Below are 17,986 nucleotides of genomic sequence, written 5' to 3' on the forward strand. Positions count from 1 at the left end.
GTTCCTATGTTGGAAAAATTGCTCAAATGGGATAGGGACACCTTTGTTTATCTCAATGGTCTGGGCATAGAAGATTACGACCTGTTTTGGGCCACCGTGACCAATTTTTCCACTTGGATACCTCTTTTTATTCTGTTCTTGATATTGTTTTTCCTCAAATTTCCCAAAAAGGAAGCACTTTACATGTTCCTTACTGTTTTGGGCTTGGCTATTTTTATTACCCTGATTACACATATTACAAAGATTTCGGTAGCAAGGCTAAGACCCAACAATACTGAAGAAATCAACACCCTGATCCGTATTCTTAAGAGCCCAACGGACTATAGTTTTTTCTCGGGCCATGCCTCGAGTTCGTTTTCCATAACCACCTTAATATTTCTGTTTCTGAGAAAAAAAGTAAAATGGTCGGTATTGTTTTTTATTTGGCCCGTGGTGTTTACGTTGAGCCGTGTCTATGTGGGAGTACATTATCCTTTTGATATTTTGGTGGGTATGGTGGTAGGTTTACTGTCCGGATGGCTCTTTTATTGGCTGTACCAACGTTTTATAGCACCCTACTCAATGTCAGTCCATCCCTAATTGGAAGTAAAACGCTTTCCACTCTCGGGTCATTTTTTAATTTTTGATTGTATTCCAACAGTGCGGCAGTGGCCTTGTCCGATTTCTGTATTGGCTCGACCACTTTTCCGGACCACAGTACATTATCCGATAGTATTACACTGCCCGGATTTGTTTTTTGAATCACCGCCTCAAAATAAGCATCGTAGTTCACCTTTTGGGCATCAATAAAAACAAGGTCAAAAGTCTGATTCAAGCTGGGAACAATTTCCAAAGCATCACCTACATGTTGTTTGACTTGAAATCCAAATCCACTTTTATCAAAATACTTTCGCTGCATTTGATGGAGCTCTTCGTTTACCTCAATGGTATGCAATTCCCCCTCTTTTTGAAGCCCTTCGGCCAAACATAATGCCGAATATCCCGTATAGGTGCCTATCTCCAAGATATATTTGGGATTAATAATTTTGGACAACATACTCAAAACCCGACCCTGAAAATGCCCCGTGATCATTCTAGGTTGAATCACTTTTAAATGGGTTTCACGGGTAAGTTCCTGCAATAATTCAGGTTCGTCCTCCGAACTGTTGGTAATGTAACTCTCCAAAATAGGTGATAGGAAGTGCATGAGATATTTTTCGCAAAAATATAGAAAAGAACTACATTGGAATATCTATTATTTGATTGTCTGGATTTTATCATAAACAAAACTTTCGTCAACCTGAACTTGTTTCAGGTTCTCATTAGGCTTCTGATTATTAGTGTAATGAGATTCCGAAATAAATTCGGAATGACATGCAAAAGGAAATTATTACAGATAATGGATATTCAATCTATTAAAAACAAAAGCATTCCATGGCGTTACCAAAGGTAAACATACGTACAGCAACATTGGATGACCTTCCCTTGCTGCTGAATTTTGAACAAGAAATCATAAAGGCCGAACGTCCGTTCGATGTCACCATCAAAAACGGTCCCATTAGTTATTACGATATTGGTGAGATGGTTCAAGACCCCAAAGCCCATGTGATTGTTGCTGAGGTTGATGGTAAAATTGTGGCTTCGGGCTATGCCATTCCCAAAAAGGCAAGACATTATTTGAACCATAAATTTTATGCCTATCTGGGTTTTATGTATACCGATGAAGATTTTAGAGGACAAGGAATCAATGCCCTGATTGTGGAAGAACTCAAGAACTGGTCGAACAATCAAGGTTTTAAAGAAATCAGATTGACGGTCTACAATGAAAACCAACCAGCCATTAAAGCGTATGAAAAAGTAGGGTTTAAAAAGCACATCATCGAAATGCGATTGGAGTAAAAATCTTTTGTATATCCGTAATTGTACCAGTGGCCATGAAGGTTTGAGCCGATGCTTTGTTTTTGTCCTCTTGAGCGCAGTCGAAAGGCAGACAAAAACATCTCGACTGCGCTCGATATGACATTTGGATTGACCACTGGTACAATTGAGTATAATCGAAATTGAATGTCCGCAATGTGTCATAATATTACCAACGTCACCCTGAACTTGATTCAGGGTCACATAAAGATGCTCATGTTCAGCAGGATGAGATGTTGAAACAAGTTCAACATGACGCCAAAAACATCATTATGACATTAAACGGACAATCAGAATCGAAAAAATCTTTATCTTGAGTTACTTGCACAAATCGTATTTTTGAAGCAAACCAAAATAAGAATGACGTTCCAAAATACGCTTGAATTTGCCAAAAAACTTGATGCAGCAGATTCCCTTGCCACATACAGAAATGAATTTCACTATCCACAAGTAAACGGGAAGGATGTAATCTACTTCACAGGAAATTCCCTTGGCCTTCAACCCAAACGGACGCAAAAATTTGTGGACGAGGTAATGAAAGATTGGCGAGAACTGGCCGTGGAGGGGCATTTTTATGCAGATAAACCTTGGTGGGATTATCACGAAAGACTTGCTGAAGGTTTAGGCAAAGTGGTCGGCGCCATGCCCAAAGAAATTTCGGTGATGAATACCCTAACGGTGAACCTTCATTTGTTGATGGTATCTTTTTACCGCCCTACCGATAAACGCTTCAAAATTATATGCGAGGAAAAAGCATTTCCATCCGATCAATATATGTTGCAAAGTCAGGTGCGCTATCATGGATTGGACCCCAAAGATGCCATTGTTGAAGTAAAAAAGAGGGACGGGGAACATGCGTGGCGCACGGAAGATATCATTAAAAAAATAAATGAAACGGGCGACGAATTGGCTTTGGTGTTGATGGGTGGGGTGAACTACTACAATGGGCAGGTGTTGGATATGAAAGCCATCACCAAAGCAGGAAAAGACGAAGGTGCCTTTGTAGGCTGGGATTTGGCACACGGCGTAGGAAATATAAAATTGAACCTGCACGATTGGGACGCCGATTTCGCTGCGTGGTGCAGTTACAAATACATGAACAGCGGCCCCGGGAACGCATCTGGCATCTTTATCCATGAAAGACATTTGGGAATGGAAGATATCCCCCGTTTTGAAGGCTGGTGGGGCACCAAAAAAGAGACCCGTTTTTTAATGGAACCCGAATTTGCCCCCATTGAAACGGCCGATGCTTGGCAGTTGAGCAATCCGCCCATACTGTCAATTGCGCCCTATTTGGCATCCTTGGAGATATTTGACGAGGTTGGGATGGACGCCCTTATTGAAAAGCAAAAGACCATTGTGGCCTTTTTGGAATTTGTCCTTCAGGAGATTGACAAGGAAGTGGACAGCACTTTCGAAATAATTACCCCAGAAGCCAGAGGATGTCAACTTTCCGTGTTTTTACACGGTGAGGGAAAATCCATCTTTGACTATTTAATGAAAAACGGTGTCATTACCGATTGGAGGGAGCCCAACGTTATCCGATTGGCCCCTGCGCCCCTATATTGTTCGTATGAGGATATGTTTCGCTTTGGACAGATCTTGAAAGCAGGTATACAGGGTAAATAACCAATAACCAATAAAATTAACCAACCAAACACTACCAGATTATGAAATCCCTATGGCTTATTTTATCCAAACCGAGATATTTTGGGGTAGCATGGGTGTTTACCAGTATCAATATTTGGTTTGGTACTTGGGCCATTTATATTCCCACAGTAAAAGATAAGCTGGATATAGATAAGGCCGATTTGGGTATTGCTCTATTTTGTTTGTCCCTTGGAGTGTTTACCATTTTTCCTGTGGCCTCCAAAATCATTAATAAACTAGGGGTGGGCAAGGCCTCGTGGTATGGGGTAATATTTGCTTCGGTGACTGCCATGTTGCCACTTATGGCGTCCAATTATTATTTGTTGATGTTGGCGCTGTATCTTTTTGGAGCCAGCAACGGTTTTATCGATATTGCCATAAACACCTTGGTCACAGAGATTGAAAAGGAGGACAAACAAAACTTTATGTCCGCTGCCCATGGCTTTTTTAGCTTGGGTGGTATTTTGGTCGGATTGGGCAGTTTCCTGATTCCAGTGATTGGAAACCCTACGCTGCATATGGGGATTACGGTGGTTTTGGTGTTTGGTATCAATCTTTATTTGAAAAAGCATTACATCCATGTGGTGGCCGCACCTGTGGAAAAGGAACCTTTTAGCCTAAAACTATTCAAACCCTTATTGTTATTGGGCATTATCGGATTTGTCTCCTTTGGAAGCGAGGGTGCCATTATTGATTGGAGCGCGCTTTACCTCAAGGAAATGACCACAGCCCCTGAACTGCTCATTGGGGCGGGGTTCTTGGCGTTTTCCACCACGATGACGTTAGGACGGTTTCTGGGTGATGGCATCAGTGCCAAAATAGGGCCCATTAAAATAGTGGGGCTGGGTGCTTTTATCGCTGCCATTGGTTTTGTTTTGGTGCTAACACAAAACACTACCTGGTCCATTATTGGATTTGCATTTAACGGGCTTGGTTTTTCGGTCATCGTGCCTGAGTTATTTCGAATAGGTGGCAATGTAAAGGGAGTGGATTCTTCCCAAGGGGTGGCTTTTATCGCAGGGTCGGGGTATATCGGTTTTTTGCTGGGCCCTGTAATTCTTGGATTTATCGCAGAAAGTGCTTCCTTAAACTATAGTTTTATATTGCTACTGTTCTTGGCCCTTATGGTTTTGGGGATTACGTTTTTCTTGGGTAGGAGGGGGAGGTGAGGTGTTTTTGATGATTGTTTTTGTAGTGGTATCGAATATGATTTCGATGCAGGATTTAAGCTGAGAATTTTTAATTTTCCATCTCGTTTTTTCTCATGGGCATTGCATCGATGGTATTAAAAAGATGTTCTTTTGTCAAGATTTTGGTTTGTTGAATTTTTATTCCTCCGTCCAGTCCAATTAAAATTATTTCAAAATTTTCTTTAGCATCTAAAATATTTTCGGCTAGTTTTCCTGAGACCTTTCCAGAAGAATTCAACGAACTGTTTGTATAATTTGTTAATGTAAAATCGTTATTGACTATTTTATAAAGTATCAATTTTCTATCAATTAGTTCCTCAGTGGAATTTGTAAACTCCTTTACTTGTTCTTTATATTTTTTTGATTGGACATCCAATGTTTTAACGATTAGAATTCTATTCGTCCATTTATGTTTTTCTAAATCTTGTCCATAAGTGTTCATAAATGAAAAGCTGGTTAGTATTAGGATAACTTTGATTAGTAAGGAGTTATTCATTATAATCTTTTATAGTATCGTAATTGCTGCCAACTTGTTTAAAACCAAGAATTCTACACCGCTATACCACCTAAATTAGGATGCTATTTATATAAGGAATAGCCTTTAGTTATGTAGGGGGAATCTTGAAAATATCTTTTTTTGAGCTTTACCAACCCAAAAATTAATCAGAATTCTATTTCTTACTCACCGATAGCCCGGTAAAATAAAGGCTGGTGCCGCCTTCGGGACGGTTGTGTTGTTTGGCCAGTTGTAAGCCTTCCATGTTCACATAATCTTCCCAAGTGGAAACCAAGTTAGGTTCTTCTTGATTGGATTTGCGATAGGCCCACTCGCGAATAATGTAATCATCCTTGAAATAGAAGTCGTACGCATCACCAGGGGTATAGCCACCTTCGTTGGCATACACAATGGTCAATTTTTGCATGGGCTCTTCACTAATGGGGGCGGTTACTTCAGGGGTGTGTTCAAAAGTATAGTTGTTGGCATCCCACATCAAATTAAAGGGGGCCATCAACCAATATCTGTCATTTATAAAACCACTATTTGTTTTTAGAGCAATGCTGTCCATGTTTGCACGGTCATACATTAAGGTATCTGCCCCGGAAATGGAGGTAACCGTGTTGGTTTTGGTTTCCCAATGCCAGCTGCGCTCAAAATGCATGGAATCCCTATCTACGTTAAAGGTAAAAGTGATTTTCTCAACATCCTTCCAGTTTTCAAAACCGTGAGCCTCCGCGATTAGTTCGGGAACGGTTTTTTTGGTTTCGGCAGTTGCTTCGGATTTTTTGGAATCTGTTTTGCAGGAGAAAATCAATAAAAAGGCGAACAGTCCAACGATGTAATAGGTCTTCATATCTGGTTTTTAATCAAATATACTAGGAAAATCTTTTAATTTGCGCCCCATTTTAAAAAGCCTGACCAAATAAACCTGTTTCTGGAGTGACCTTTTTTAAAAAGCTGTTTCTAATACTTATAAGTAACCCCGACAAAGCGTTTTTGGAAAAGGAAGACTTTTACGTACATCTTTCTGATGAGGAATTAGTGAAACAGATTGTGGCGGACAATGACCCTATGCTATTTGGGAAATTGTACGACCGCTATGCGAAAATGGTCTATAACAAATGTTACGGATTTGCAAAATCTGCGGATGAGGCGGAGGATTTGACACAGGATGTGTTCCTCCAACTCTTTATCAAACTTCGAACCTTTAAAGGGAAATCGAAGTTCTCTACCTGGCTGTATTCTTTTACCTATAATTTTTGTGTGAACTATGTAAATCGGAACAAACAACGAAAAATACGGGACAAATCCGTACAAGTTGAAGTTTCCGAACATAAACTTACCGAAGAAGTGCCTGATGAGAGTTTATATGAAATGAAAGCGGATAAACTCAAAAAGTGCTTGAAGCTTATCTCGGTTGAAGATAAATCCATTTTGTTATTGAAATATCAAGACGGCGCCAGTGTAAAAGAACTGGTGACCTTAATGGAAATAGGGGAGAGCGCTGTGAAGATGAGGCTTAAAAGAGCCAAAGAAAGACTATTGGAAATCTATAATACCCTCGAATAGATGGCAAAGAAACACAAAAACCCATTTAAAGAGCTGGAGGCCTCCCTGCACGAGGCTCCGCCCGAAATGAAGCAAAAAGTGATGAACGACATTGCTGCGGCAAAGTTGATCATGGACATGGCTTCATTGTTCTCAATCAATTTGGGGGATGCTTTGCGCAAACTATTCAAAACCTTGGGTGATAACAACTAACAGAACACTATAAACAAACAACAACTATGGAGACTATTAATGATTGGAAAAATGTGACCCTTGACTCGTTATCGGGCATGGGCAAAGAGATAGCATTGGCTTTTCCTAAAATTTTGGGTGCAATTGTTATTTTATTTTTAGGTTGGATCGTTATTAAGATTGTAATGTTCCTATTCCGAAAAATCCTCAAAATAGCCAAAATAGAGGTGCTGAACGAGAAAATAAACGGAATGGACGTAACGGGCAAAGGCGACCTTAAAATAGACCTTACCAAAATAATATTGGGGTTTGTACGGTGGTTTTTAATCTTGGTCTTTCTTATTGTGGCGGCCGATATTTTGGATTGGAAGATCATATCCCAAGAAATAGGTAATCTTTTACATTATTTACCTCGATTCTTTAGTGCACTTGCACTTCTAATGTTAGGATTCTACATTGGTAACTTTGTAAAGAAAACCATTAAGCGACTTTTTGACTCCCTAGAATTTGGTGGTTCCAATCTGGTAAGTAACCTGTTTTTTTATGTGATTGTAATATTTATGTCGATTACAGCATTGAACCAAGCTGGGGTAGATACAACCATAATCACCAACAACATAACGTTGATCTTGGGGTCTTTTCTTTTGGCATTTGCCTTGGGCGTTGGATTGGGTTCCAGAGAAATTGTTGCAGACCTACTTAGGTCTTTTTACACACGAAAAACCTATATGGTCGGTGATAAAATAGTTATTGGTGATGATGAAGGAACCATTAAGGCCATAGATAATAACAGTCTTACTTTGGAAACCCAAAAAAGTAAATTTGTGATTCCGATCAAAGATGTAGTGTCACAAAAAGTGGAGATAAAATCATAATCCAAGTATTGTGATGAACAAGTGCGGAAACTTCCTTGGAATTTGATTATTTTTGAAGTCTTACAACACCTAAAAAATGAGTTCAAAAAAAGGAAAAGTTCAAGAGTTGATCCAAGAAAAACTGTTAGAGGACCGCAAAGTGTTCTTATGGGGCCAAGTAGATGATGATTCTGCGAAGCACGTAATAGATAGATTACTCTATTTGGATATGCTGAACAATAAAGAAATTCAATTGATCATCAATAGCCCGGGAGGGTACGTTACCTCTGGTTTTGCCATTTATGATACCATTAAACAGATAAAAAGCCCGGTATCCACGGTTTGTTCCGGTTTGGCTGCCTCTATGGGATCTATACTTTTATCGGTAGGGAAAAAAGGAAGGAGATTTATTCAGCCACATGCCCGTGTCATGATCCACCAACCTAGCGGCGGAGCAAGAGGACAAGCCTCCAATATTGAAATCCAGGCCAAGGAAATCATTAAAACGAAAGAACTTGGCGCCCAAATTTTATCAGAAAACTGCGGGCAACCTTTTGAAAAGGTCATGAAAGATTTTGATCGCGATTATTGGATGGGTGCAGAAGAATCTGTGGAATACGGTATTGTGGATGAAATACTAAAATAGGATAATCAATTCCATAAAAGTGAAAAGTCCTTCGCAATTGTTTGTGAAGGACTTTTTATATATAGGCGCCGAAGCGGAATATTTTATATATATACGGTAACATTTGGAGTCAAGGTTTACACGCTTATGTTAAAAATTCTTAACAGTCCAAACTATATCTTCACAGAAAAGTGCAAAACCTGTGTAGTAAGGAGATTTGGAAAGAAAATGCGTGAACATAAAAAATTAAAATTCCGTATTTTAGCCGCTTAATCAGAATTCGCCCATTGGGCATCTATGGCACAGACTCCAAAAAATATAGCCATCATCGGTTCCGGATTGGTGGGTTCCCTTTTAGCAATTTATTTACGAAGAATTGGGCATACGGTTACCGTATTCGATAGAAGACCAGATATAAGGACCATCAAGTTCTCTGGACGTTCCATTAACCTTGCGATGAGCAATAGGGGATGGCGCTCTTTGGATGAAGTGGGCATAGGGAAAAAAATTAAGGAAATAGCAATTCCACTCGATAAACGTGCGATGCATGTGAACGGTAAACCTGTTTATTTTCAGAAATATGGGAAAGATGGGGAGGCCATTTGGTCTATTTCACGGGGAATTCTCAACAAACGGATGATTGATTTGGCTGAAGGCGAGGGTGCCTCGTTCCGATTTAATGAAAAAGTTTGGGATGTTGATTTGCCCGAAGCTAAAATCTATACGGGGGAAACCGAAAAAAGCAAATGGAAAACGTATGATTTTGACCTGATTTTTGGTTGTGATGGAGCATTTTCAAGGGTACGCCACAAAATGCAGCGCCAAAGTAGGTTTAACTATTCCCAGAACTTTATTGATGTAGGCTACAAAGAGCTTACCATACCTGCCAATGAGGATGGCACCCATAAGTTGGATAATAACTCGTTCCATATTTGGCCAAGAGGTGAGTTTATGCTTATCGCCATGCCCAATATTGATGGTAGTTTTACCTGTACCTTGTTTTTGCCTTTTGAGGGAGAAGTTTCTTTTAAAAGTATCGAGACCGAAGATCAGGCCCGTGAGTTTTTCAAAAAATACTTTCCCAATGTTCGTAAAGAAATTGAGGATTTGACCAAAGATTTTTTCAATAACCCGACCAGTGCCATGGTCACCATGAAATGCTATCCTTGGACGTATTGGAACAAAGTGGCCTTGGTAGGCGATTCTGCCCATGCCATTGTACCATTTTACGGACAGGGCATGAATGCCGGTTTTGAGGATATTTACGTGCTCAATCAGTTAATGGAGAAGTATGGAGATGATTGGGAGACCATCTTTTCCGAATATGAACAAGAGCGTAAGCCCAATGCCGATGCAATTGCCGAACTGAGTTACAGAAACTTTGTGGAAATGAGCAGCAAAACAGCCGACGCAAAGTTCTTGCTGCAAAAAAAGATTGAAAAACATTTTACCACCAAGCATCCGGAAAAGTGGGTACCGGTGTATAGCCGTGTTACTTTTTCTGATAGGCCTTATGCCGAGGCATTGGCCATAGGGGATAGGCAAGAAGCCATCATGCAAGAAGTGATGCAGCTTCCCAATATTGAAGAAAAGTGGGATTCCAAGGAAGTGGAAGATAAAATCTTAGAATTCTTAACAGACAATAAAGCACCCTAATTTGTCATTTTGAACATAGCGAAAAATCTCTCTTTTTTTATTGATGCCGTGTCGAGCGCAGTCGGGACATTTTTTTACAGTAGCAGTTTGACACAAATTGCACGGATTTCTTCGAAAATAATTGGTTGAGATAAAGTATGGTACTTCGACTCCGCTCAGTATCCATTTGGAACATGAATTTTTAGAAGATGTCAATACAGAACGCCCGATTCTTATGAACACTAATTGTCATTTTGAACGAAGTGAAAAATCTCTTTCGTTTTTTATTGATTATCATGTCGAGTGTAGTCGAGACATTTTTTTACAGGAGTAGTTTGACACGAATTGCACGGATTTCTTCGAAAATAATGGGTTGAGATAAAGTATGGTCTTCGACTACGCCCAACATCCATCAGGTATTATCTCTTATAGATTTCTCAATCGCTTCGCTTATTTCGAAATGATAGAGAAGAGCAATAAAAAAGCTGTCTAAAAAAGTATTGAAATACGTCATTCTGAACCTGCCTACCGGACAGGTAGGTTTATTTCAGAACTCCATCATATTGATATACAAACCATTATGAGAACCTGAAACAAGTTCAGGTTGACGAAAATCGACGTTTTAGACAGCCCCCTTTAATTTCTTAACCAATGGTGAAAATTAGATTTTGGAAAAAAGTTTTTCCATTCTATCCTGTTCTTCTTCGGCCAATAAAGGGTCTACCAAAATTCTACCGCTGTGCTCATCGGTAATGATTTTTTTACGGCTTGCAATCTCTACCTGAACCTGAGGTGGAATTGTAAAGAAAGAACCACCGGAAGCTCCACGTTCTACGGGAACCACGGCCAAACCATTTTTTACGTTGTGGCGTATTCTTTTGTAGGCCTTGATCAAACGCTCTTCGATTTTGTCTTGGTACTCTTCAGATTTTTTCAAAAGGGCCTTTTCTTCTTTCTCAGTTTCTGCAAGAATAGCGTCCAGTTCACCTTTTTTGTGCTTTAGGTGACCCTCACGCTCGGAAAGTTTCTCCTTGGTTGTGGAAATCACCTCTTTTTTCTGCTCAATTTGTGCTTTAAACTCCTTAATGTTCTTTTCGGCCAATTGAATCTCCAGCTCTTGGAATTCCACTTCCTTGCTCAACGAATTGAACTCGCGGCTATTCCTTACGTTTTTCTGTTGTTCGCTGTATTTTTTAATAAGCGCTTTTGACTCATCGATGAGATTCTTTTTGGCAGTAATCTCAAAGTTGATAGTCTCAACATCCGTTTTCAATTTGTCCATTCGGGTTTTAAGACCAAGAACTTCGTCTTCCAAGTCCTCTACTTCCAAAGGCAGTTCGCCTCTAACATTGCGGATTTCATCCACTCTGGAATCAATAAGCTGTAGGTCGTACAGTGCTCTCAACTTTTCTTCCACAGTGCTTTCTTTCTTGTTCGCCATATATTTTATAAATACTTGATGGGATTCGTTATATTCTCCGATAAAGAGACTGCAAAATTAGGAATTTTTTTCGTAAGATAATCAACCAATAAATCTTTTGTAAACTGCTCAGTTTCAAAGTGCCCGATATCGGCAATTACCAGTTGGTTTTCGGCTTGGTAAAATTCGTGGTATTTAATGTCGGCGGTCACAAAAATATCAGCCCCCGATTTCTTGGCGGCACCTATTGCAAATGCCCCGCTACCTCCTAGAACAGCAACCTTGTTTACCTTGTTTCCCAGTAGTTTGGAATGCCTTACAACGGAAGCATTCATTCTATTTTTTACAAATAGTAAAAACTCTTTTTCATCCATTTCAACATCGAGAGTGCCTATCATTCCCATTCCCAAATCTTGATTGCTATTTTCCAGGGTAAGCACTTCGTAGGCCACTTCTTCGTAGGGGTGGGCATCAAAAAGTGCTTTTAGAATGCTTTTTTCCTTCTCAAAAGAATAGATAACGTTGATTTGTGTCTCTTTTTCAAAATGTACTTCGCCAATTTTTCCAACAGCGGGGTTGGCGCCGTTTCCAGCCTTAAAACTTCCAGTGCCTTCCAAACTATAACTGCAATTGCTGTACTTCCCAATTTCCCCGGCACCCGCCGTAAATAGGGCCAATTTTATATTATCAGCATCTGCCGAGGGAGCGTAAGTGGTCAATTTTTTGATGCTTTTAGTTCTTGGAATTAGGATTTCCGGATTTTTTAGTCCCAAAACTTCGCATATTTTGGCATTGACGCCCATTTTGCTGTTGTCCAATGCCGTATGCATGCTGTATATCGCAATATTGTGGGCAATGGCTTTGATTACAACGCGTTCAACATAGTTGCTTCCGGTTAGCCGCTTTAGCCCTTTGAAAATTATCGGGTGAAAGCTTACGATTAGGTTACATTTTTTCTCAATGGCCTCTTCCACCACATTTTCTAGCGTATCCAAGGTTACGAGAACACCTTTGACTTTCATGTTTGGGTTTCCAACCAATAAACCCACGTTGTCAAACTCCTCGGCATGGGCCAATGGAGCCAATTCTTCAAGCACTTTTGCTATGTCGTTAACGGTCATTTTAAAAATGTTAAGTGGGCTAAAGATAAAATATTATATTTTCGTTCAATGCTTCAGTTGCTTCGGAAAATAGCGTTCCCGATTTCTTTGGTCTACGCCTTGGTGGTTTATGTGCGAAACTTTTTGTTTGATGTGGGTGTTTTTTCATCCAAATCGTACAAAACACCTACCATTTGTGTGGGCAACCTGAGTGTTGGGGGAACGGGGAAAACCCCGATGACTGAATATTTGCTCAGCATATTGACCAACCGGAAGACTGCTGTTTTGAGCCGTGGATACAAGCGGAAATCAAAAGGATTCTACTTGGCAGGTACTGAAAGTACCGTTTTGGAATTGGGTGATGAACCCTATCAGATTCATCGAAAATTTCCCCAAGTTGCCGTTGCTGTTGATACCGATAGGCGTAATGGTATCCAAAAACTGGAAAGTGTGTTTGGTCCAGAAGTTATTGTTTTGGATGATGCTTTTCAACATAGAAGGGTGATACCGACTTTTTCGATTTTGCTTACCACATATCATAATTTATATGTGGATGACTGGTATTTGCCCACGGGAAGCCTTCGCGATACCAAAAAAGAGGCCAAACGTGCGGATTTGATCATTGTTACCAAATGCCCGGATACACTGCAAGATGTGGAAAGGAAAAAGGTAATTGATAAGCTCAAGCCTAAACCCAATCAAAACGTATTGTTCGCAATGTTAAAGTACAATGATTTTATAACTGATGGGGGACTGCAAAAAGTCCAATTATCAGAATTGAAGGGAAAACCATTGGCTTTGGTAACCGGCATTGCGTCGCCAGAACCTTTGGTACAATTTTTAAAGTCTGTTGGAATTGCGTTTGAACATTTTGAATTTGGGGACCATCACCACTTTACAGATAAGGAGATTGAACAATTTAAAGGGTACCAGATGGTGCTGACCACAGAAAAAGACTTCGTCCGTTTGGAGGGAAGGTTGCGAAATCTGTACTTTTTGCAAATATCCCATAGTTTTTCCCGTGAAGATGAAGCGGTTTTGAAGAGCTCGCTACAGGCATTGTTTTAAGAGCATGTTTAAAAAGAATTCAATTGGTTAAAAAACTGTCCTTTTGCACCCACTTTTCACCTTTTTTTCCTTTCGTAGCACTGCTATGCAACTCAAAAAAGGCTTCAATTGGGCACAAAATGACTAATTTTCACTGCAATCAATCCTTTTAAACATGCTCTAAACCGAACCTTCCATTTTGCTTCTAAAGATGTTTTCTCCAATTTTTTGATAGAAAACTTCTGGTTTAAATGGTTTGGTAACCACATCGTTACAGCCTGCTTCGTAGAAACTCTCCAGACTGTCATCCAAAGAAATGGCGGTCAATGCAATGATGGGGATATTTTTGTCAAACTTTCGTATTTGTCGTGTGGCTTCCTCGCCGCTTATGCCCGGCATGTGGATATCCATTAAAATGGCATCGTAGGTATTTTTTTTGGCGAGGTCAATGGCCTCGTTACCATTATTGGCAATGTCGCAACTGATCTCTTTTTTGGTGAGCATTTTTTTGGTGATTACCTGGTTGATCTTATTGTCTTCCACAACTAGCACGTGCAATCCTTTGAATTGGAAATCCTCGGGATTGAGTTCAAAAGAGATTTCTTCACCTTCTTTGGTTTCGTAATTTAGATCCATTTCAAAATAGAAGGAGCTTCCGTGGCCTAACTCACTTTCAAGGTGAATGGAGCTTCCAAACAATCCCAAAAGACTTTTAACAATGGTAAGCCCAAGCCCTGTGCCCCCATACTCCCTATTGATTTGTATGGAACCTTGTTCAAAGCTTTCAAAAATATTTTTTTGTTGCTCTTCCGAAATCCCGATTCCATTGTCCCTTACTTCAAAGTATAGCTTTACCTGATCTTCATCTTTTTTCAACATTTTGGCCAAGACCTCTACTTTGCCATTTTTGGTGAACTTAAGGGCATTGCCAACAAGGTTCATAAAAATTTGGGATAGCTTTATGGGGTCTCCCAACAATTTTTTGGGGATGGTAGGATCGTAATCCAGGATCAGTTTTGTCTTTTTCTCGTGAGCATTTTGTTGGAGCGACTCCACAACATCATCCAGTACTTTGTGCAACTTGAATTCTATATTGAGAGGTTCCAGTTTTTCTGCATCAATTTTATTTATCTGAAGAATATCGTTGATAAAATTTAGCAGGTATTCCCCTGAGAATTTTAATGATTTTAAATGTTCCTTTTGATGTTCCGAGGGGTTCTCTTCCAATAATAGATGGGTGAGTCCCGTAACGGCATACAAGGGTGTCCTGAGCTCGTGGGTTACGGTTGATAAGAAATTTGTTTTGGCCTGCATGGCAGAAACCGCTGCATCCCTTGCCAACTCCAGTTCCTTGTTTTTGGTGTAAAGAAGATCGTTTGTTTTAAGCTTGATTTGATTGTTTCTGAACAATGAAACTGCCAAAAGGGAGATAATGGTCAAAAAGGCAGATGTTAATATGGCGGTTATTTCCGAGCGGTTTTTGGATTCGCTGAGCTCCTCATTTTTTGCTTGGAGTTTGTTGAGTTCGTTCATTTGGTGGTCGAACCGGATTTTGTCCGCGGCATTGGCATCTAACTTGGCCTTTTCCACATTGAATATGGAATCTTTTATTTGGGCCAAACCTTTGGCATATACGAGGGATTCATCGTAATTGCCACTGGCTTCGTAAATGCCGGACAATTGTTCGTAGGCAATTTTTATCTCTTTGGAAAAACCATGCTTTTCCGCTAGTTCCAAAGCAGCTTTGGAGTGGATGATCCCGTCTTCAAAATCATCCAGGGTCACGCTTATTTTTGCCAATTGTAAGTTGGCCCTTGTGGCCAAGTAGGCACGCTCTTTATCATCGGAGTTAACGATTAGGGCATGTAGGTTTTTAACAGCGTCATCGTACTTCTCAATATTGGTGTAGATACTGGCCTCAAGTAAAAGTATATTATTGGTAAGATTCCTGTTATTACTAAGTTTTCTGGATTCCTCCAGTTGTTTCAATGCTTGAAAGTTATTGCCTTCACCATACCGCAATGCGGCATCTAAATACAAGTGGAATGCTTCGCCGTAGGAGTATGAGGTATCCCTTAAAAGAATACTGGCCCTGTCCCAGTAGAAAATAGCTGTTTCTCGGTCTTCTTCCTCTAAAAACAACCGTGCATATTGGTGATAAGTGTCCAGCAAAAGTTTGGAGTCTTCATTTCGCTCTGCAATATTTGCAGCCTCATTCAAAGTTTCTAAAGCTTTGTCCACTTTGTTTTCGTGGCGATATTGCATAAACTCATTAAAAATGGCCTTAACGTCAGAGGTGGAATTACCATCACTTTGGGCAAAAGTAAACTGGATGCATAACACTATGCACAATAGAAGCAGCGATTTTTTGCCTATCTTTTTGTTTACAAGGTTGAAGATCAAACGTAATTTTTCTTTATGAGCAAATCTATTAAATCAATAATTCTGGAGCAATATCCAGTTTCGTTATCGTACCACCCAATGATTTTCACCATTTTGCCAATTACGGAGGTCATCAAAGAATCAAACGTACAAGAGTAAGAACTATTGTTTATATCGATGGAAACAATAGGGTCTTCGGTATAATTGAGTATGCCTTTCAGGCTATTTTCCGCTTGCTTCCTAAAGGTAGCATTTATTTCCTCAATAGAAGTTTCTTGGAGCACATTGAAGGTAATATCCGTAAGTGAACCATTGGGAACGGGAACGCGTATGCCACATCCGCCTATCACATCCGATAATTCAGGAAAAATACTGGTCAGTGCTTTTGCAGCACCCGTGGTGGTAGGGATAATGGATTGCCCGGCCGCCCTGGACCTACGAAGGTCGCGGTGGGGGGCATCGTGCAAGCTCTGGTCCGAAGTATAGGAATGTATAGTAGTGATGTAGGCCTGTTCTATACCGCACAATTCATTGATCACCTTGATCATTGGGGCAGCATTGTTGGTTGTACAGGATGCATTGGAAATAATTTGGTCTTCGCTGTTGATGATATCCTCATTAACGCCCAAAACCACCATTTTAATGGATTCATCCAATGGAGGAACGGAAAGAATCACTTTTTTGGCCCCATTTTTTATATGGAATTCCAATTCTTCCTTTGTTTTAAACTTTCCAGTGGATTCTACGACAATATCAACCTTGTGCGATTTCCAGTCTATTTCCTTGGGGTGATCGTGATTGAGAACGGGGATTTCCCTGCCATCAATAAGAATTAGATTGTCTTTGTGTGATACTTCTGTATTCAATACCCCATGAATGCTGTCATATTTCAGCAAATGGGCCAAGGTTTCGGCATTGGCCAAATCGTTAATGGCCACTACCTTAATGTTCGGATGATTCAGTAAAAGTCTAAAAAGGGTTCTACCGATACGGCCAAAACCATTAATACCAATAGAGATGTTTTTCATGATGATGGGGAGGGGAGCTAGTGTATGTGTTTGTGTGCTTTGTACGATGAGCGAACCAAGGCTCCGCTTTCCACATGCCTAAAGCCCATTTCCAACCCTATTTCCTCATATTTTTTAAACTGTTCGGGCAAAATAAATTGCTTTACGGGCAGGTGTTTTTTAGAAGGTTGCAGGTATTGGCCAATGGTAATTACATCCACATCTACTTTTCTAAGATCTTCCATGGTGGCAAAGACCTCGTTTTCTTCTTCGCCCAAACCTAGCATAATACCGGATTTGGTTCTGTTTGCCCCATTTTTCTTTAGATAGTCCAATACCTCAAGGCTACGTTCGTATTTGGCCTGAATCCTAACTTCTCGGGTCAGACGTTTCACGGTTTCCATGTTATGGGAAATCACTTCGGGGGCCACTTTCAACATTCTGTCCAAATGGGTGGAAATTCCCTGAAAATCCGGAATAAGGGTTTCCATGGTGGTCTCGGGGTTCATCCGTCTAACGGCTTTTACCGTCTCTGCCCAAATAATGGATCCCATGTCCTTAAGGTCATCGCGGTCCACAGAGGTGAGCACAGCATGTTTGATGTTCATGATTTTTATGGAACGGGCCACTTTTTCGGGTTCTGCCCAGTCCACCGTTTCGGGTCGGCCAGTTTTTACGCCGCAAAATCCACAGGAACGGGTACAAATGTTACCCAAAATCATAAATGTAGCGGTACCTTCTCCCCAGCATTCGCCCATGTTGGGGCAGCTTCCGGAGGTACAAATGGTATGTAGGTCGTACTTATCTACAAGCCCTCTGAGCTGGGTGTATTTTTTGCCCGTAGGAAGCTTAACCCTTAGCCATTTAGGCTTTCCTTTGGGTGGAAGAACGTTTTCTGCAACGCTTGTGCTCATACATAATAAATTTGATGTACAAAGATA

At 40.3% G+C, this 17,986-nt stretch carries 18 protein-coding genes; 10 read left to right on the top strand and 8 right to left on the bottom strand.

What is annotated here, in order from left to right; translation table 11 throughout:
* Positions 1–6 precede the first annotated feature (6 nt).
* Positions 7–579 carry a phosphatase PAP2 family protein gene (locus MURRU_RS10260; protein WP_014033399.1) on the top strand — a complete coding sequence of 191 codons (573 nt, stop codon included), beginning with the start codon at positions 7–9 and terminating at the stop codon, positions 577–579.
* On the opposite strand, the gene MURRU_RS10265 is transcribed toward MURRU_RS10260, so the two are convergent.
* Positions 545–1,186, bottom strand: coding sequence for an O-methyltransferase (locus MURRU_RS10265; RefSeq protein WP_014033400.1), 642 nt, complete (start codon positions 1,184–1,186; stop codon positions 545–547). The genes MURRU_RS10260 and MURRU_RS10265 overlap by 35 nt on opposite strands.
* 227 nt (positions 1,187–1,413) lie before the next feature.
* On the opposite strand from MURRU_RS10265, the gene MURRU_RS10270 reads away from it, so the two are divergent.
* The 3 genes from MURRU_RS10270 (at position 1,414) to MURRU_RS10280 (ending at position 4,715) form a co-directional block, all read left to right on the top strand.
* A complete protein-coding gene (locus tag MURRU_RS10270) occupies positions 1,414–1,878 on the top strand; it encodes a GNAT family N-acetyltransferase (RefSeq protein WP_014033401.1) in 465 nt (154 codons plus the stop codon).
* A 378-nt stretch (positions 1,879–2,256) separates the two neighbouring features.
* On the top strand, positions 2,257–3,525 hold the full coding sequence (kynU, locus tag MURRU_RS10275) for a kynureninase (protein WP_014033402.1): 1,269 nt from the start codon (positions 2,257–2,259) through the stop codon (positions 3,523–3,525).
* A 41-nt stretch (positions 3,526–3,566) separates the two neighbouring features.
* A complete protein-coding gene (locus MURRU_RS10280) occupies positions 3,567–4,715 on the top strand; it encodes an MFS transporter (protein ID WP_014033403.1) in 1,149 nt (382 codons plus the stop codon).
* A 70-nt stretch (positions 4,716–4,785) separates the two neighbouring features.
* Here MURRU_RS10280 and MURRU_RS10285 read toward each other — a convergent pair whose 3' ends face one another.
* A complete protein-coding gene (locus tag MURRU_RS10285) occupies positions 4,786–5,178 on the bottom strand; it encodes a DUF4174 domain-containing protein (RefSeq protein WP_245545031.1) in 393 nt (130 codons plus the stop codon).
* A gap of 229 nt (positions 5,179–5,407) precedes the next feature.
* A complete protein-coding gene (locus tag MURRU_RS10290) occupies positions 5,408–6,088 on the bottom strand; it encodes a hypothetical protein (protein WP_014033405.1) in 681 nt (226 codons plus the stop codon).
* Positions 6,089–6,174: 86 nt separating this feature from the next.
* Here MURRU_RS10290 and MURRU_RS10295 point away from each other — a divergent pair, with 86 nt between their 5' ends.
* The 5 genes from MURRU_RS10295 to MURRU_RS10315 all read left to right on the top strand — a co-directional run bounded on the left by MURRU_RS10295 (position 6,175) and on the right by MURRU_RS10315 (position 10,110).
* On the top strand, positions 6,175–6,804 hold the full coding sequence (locus tag MURRU_RS10295; protein WP_014033406.1) for an RNA polymerase sigma factor: 630 nt from the start codon (positions 6,175–6,177) through the stop codon (positions 6,802–6,804).
* A complete protein-coding gene (locus MURRU_RS10300) occupies positions 6,805–6,996 on the top strand; it encodes a hypothetical protein (RefSeq protein ID WP_014033407.1) in 192 nt (63 codons plus the stop codon).
* 26 nt (positions 6,997–7,022) lie between these two features.
* On the top strand, positions 7,023–7,850 hold the full coding sequence (locus tag MURRU_RS10305; RefSeq protein WP_014033408.1) for a mechanosensitive ion channel family protein: 828 nt from the start codon (positions 7,023–7,025) through the stop codon (positions 7,848–7,850).
* Positions 7,851–7,926: 76 nt separating this feature from the next.
* Positions 7,927–8,475, top strand: a complete 549-nt coding sequence (locus tag MURRU_RS10310) for a ClpP family protease (protein ID WP_014033409.1) — start codon at positions 7,927–7,929, stop codon at positions 8,473–8,475.
* A 276-nt stretch (positions 8,476–8,751) separates the two neighbouring features.
* Complete coding sequence (locus MURRU_RS10315; RefSeq protein WP_014033410.1) at positions 8,752–10,110, top strand: FAD-dependent oxidoreductase; 1,359 nt, start codon at positions 8,752–8,754, stop codon at positions 10,108–10,110.
* A gap of 640 nt (positions 10,111–10,750) precedes the next feature.
* Here the strand turns inward: MURRU_RS10315 and MURRU_RS10320 are convergent.
* Positions 10,751–11,530, bottom strand: coding sequence for a zinc ribbon domain-containing protein (locus MURRU_RS10320; protein WP_014033411.1), 780 nt, complete (start codon positions 11,528–11,530; stop codon positions 10,751–10,753).
* Positions 11,531–11,535: 5 nt separating this feature from the next.
* Positions 11,536–12,630, bottom strand: a complete 1,095-nt coding sequence (locus MURRU_RS10325) for a Nif3-like dinuclear metal center hexameric protein (RefSeq protein ID WP_014033412.1) — start codon at positions 12,628–12,630, stop codon at positions 11,536–11,538.
* Positions 12,631–12,678: 48 nt separating this feature from the next.
* Here MURRU_RS10325 and lpxK point away from each other — a divergent pair, with 48 nt between their 5' ends.
* Positions 12,679–13,677 (top strand): tetraacyldisaccharide 4'-kinase, encoded by a 999-nt coding sequence (gene lpxK, locus MURRU_RS10330; protein ID WP_014033413.1) that lies wholly within the window; start codon positions 12,679–12,681, stop codon positions 13,675–13,677.
* A 159-nt stretch (positions 13,678–13,836) separates the two neighbouring features.
* Here lpxK and MURRU_RS10335 read toward each other — a convergent pair whose 3' ends face one another.
* Genes MURRU_RS10335 through lipA form a run of 3 tightly spaced genes read right to left on the bottom strand, consistent with a single transcriptional unit; the run spans position 13,837 to position 17,959 of the window.
* Positions 13,837–16,017: a response regulator gene (locus tag MURRU_RS10335; protein ID WP_041801939.1), complete on the bottom strand. Its 2,181-nt coding sequence runs from the start codon at positions 16,015–16,017 to the stop codon at positions 13,837–13,839.
* A gap of 38 nt (positions 16,018–16,055) precedes the next feature.
* Entirely contained in the window at positions 16,056–17,066 is a 1,011-nt protein-coding gene (gene gap / locus MURRU_RS10340; protein WP_014033415.1) for a type I glyceraldehyde-3-phosphate dehydrogenase, read from the bottom strand.
* A 17-nt stretch (positions 17,067–17,083) separates the two neighbouring features.
* A complete protein-coding gene (gene lipA, locus MURRU_RS10345) occupies positions 17,084–17,959 on the bottom strand; it encodes a lipoyl synthase (protein ID WP_014033416.1) in 876 nt (291 codons plus the stop codon).
* Positions 17,960–17,986: the final 27 nt, after the last annotated feature.

It is taken from the genome of Allomuricauda ruestringensis DSM 13258 (assembly GCF_000224085.1).
Lineage (GTDB): Bacteria > Bacteroidota > Bacteroidia > Flavobacteriales > Flavobacteriaceae > Flagellimonas > Flagellimonas ruestringensis.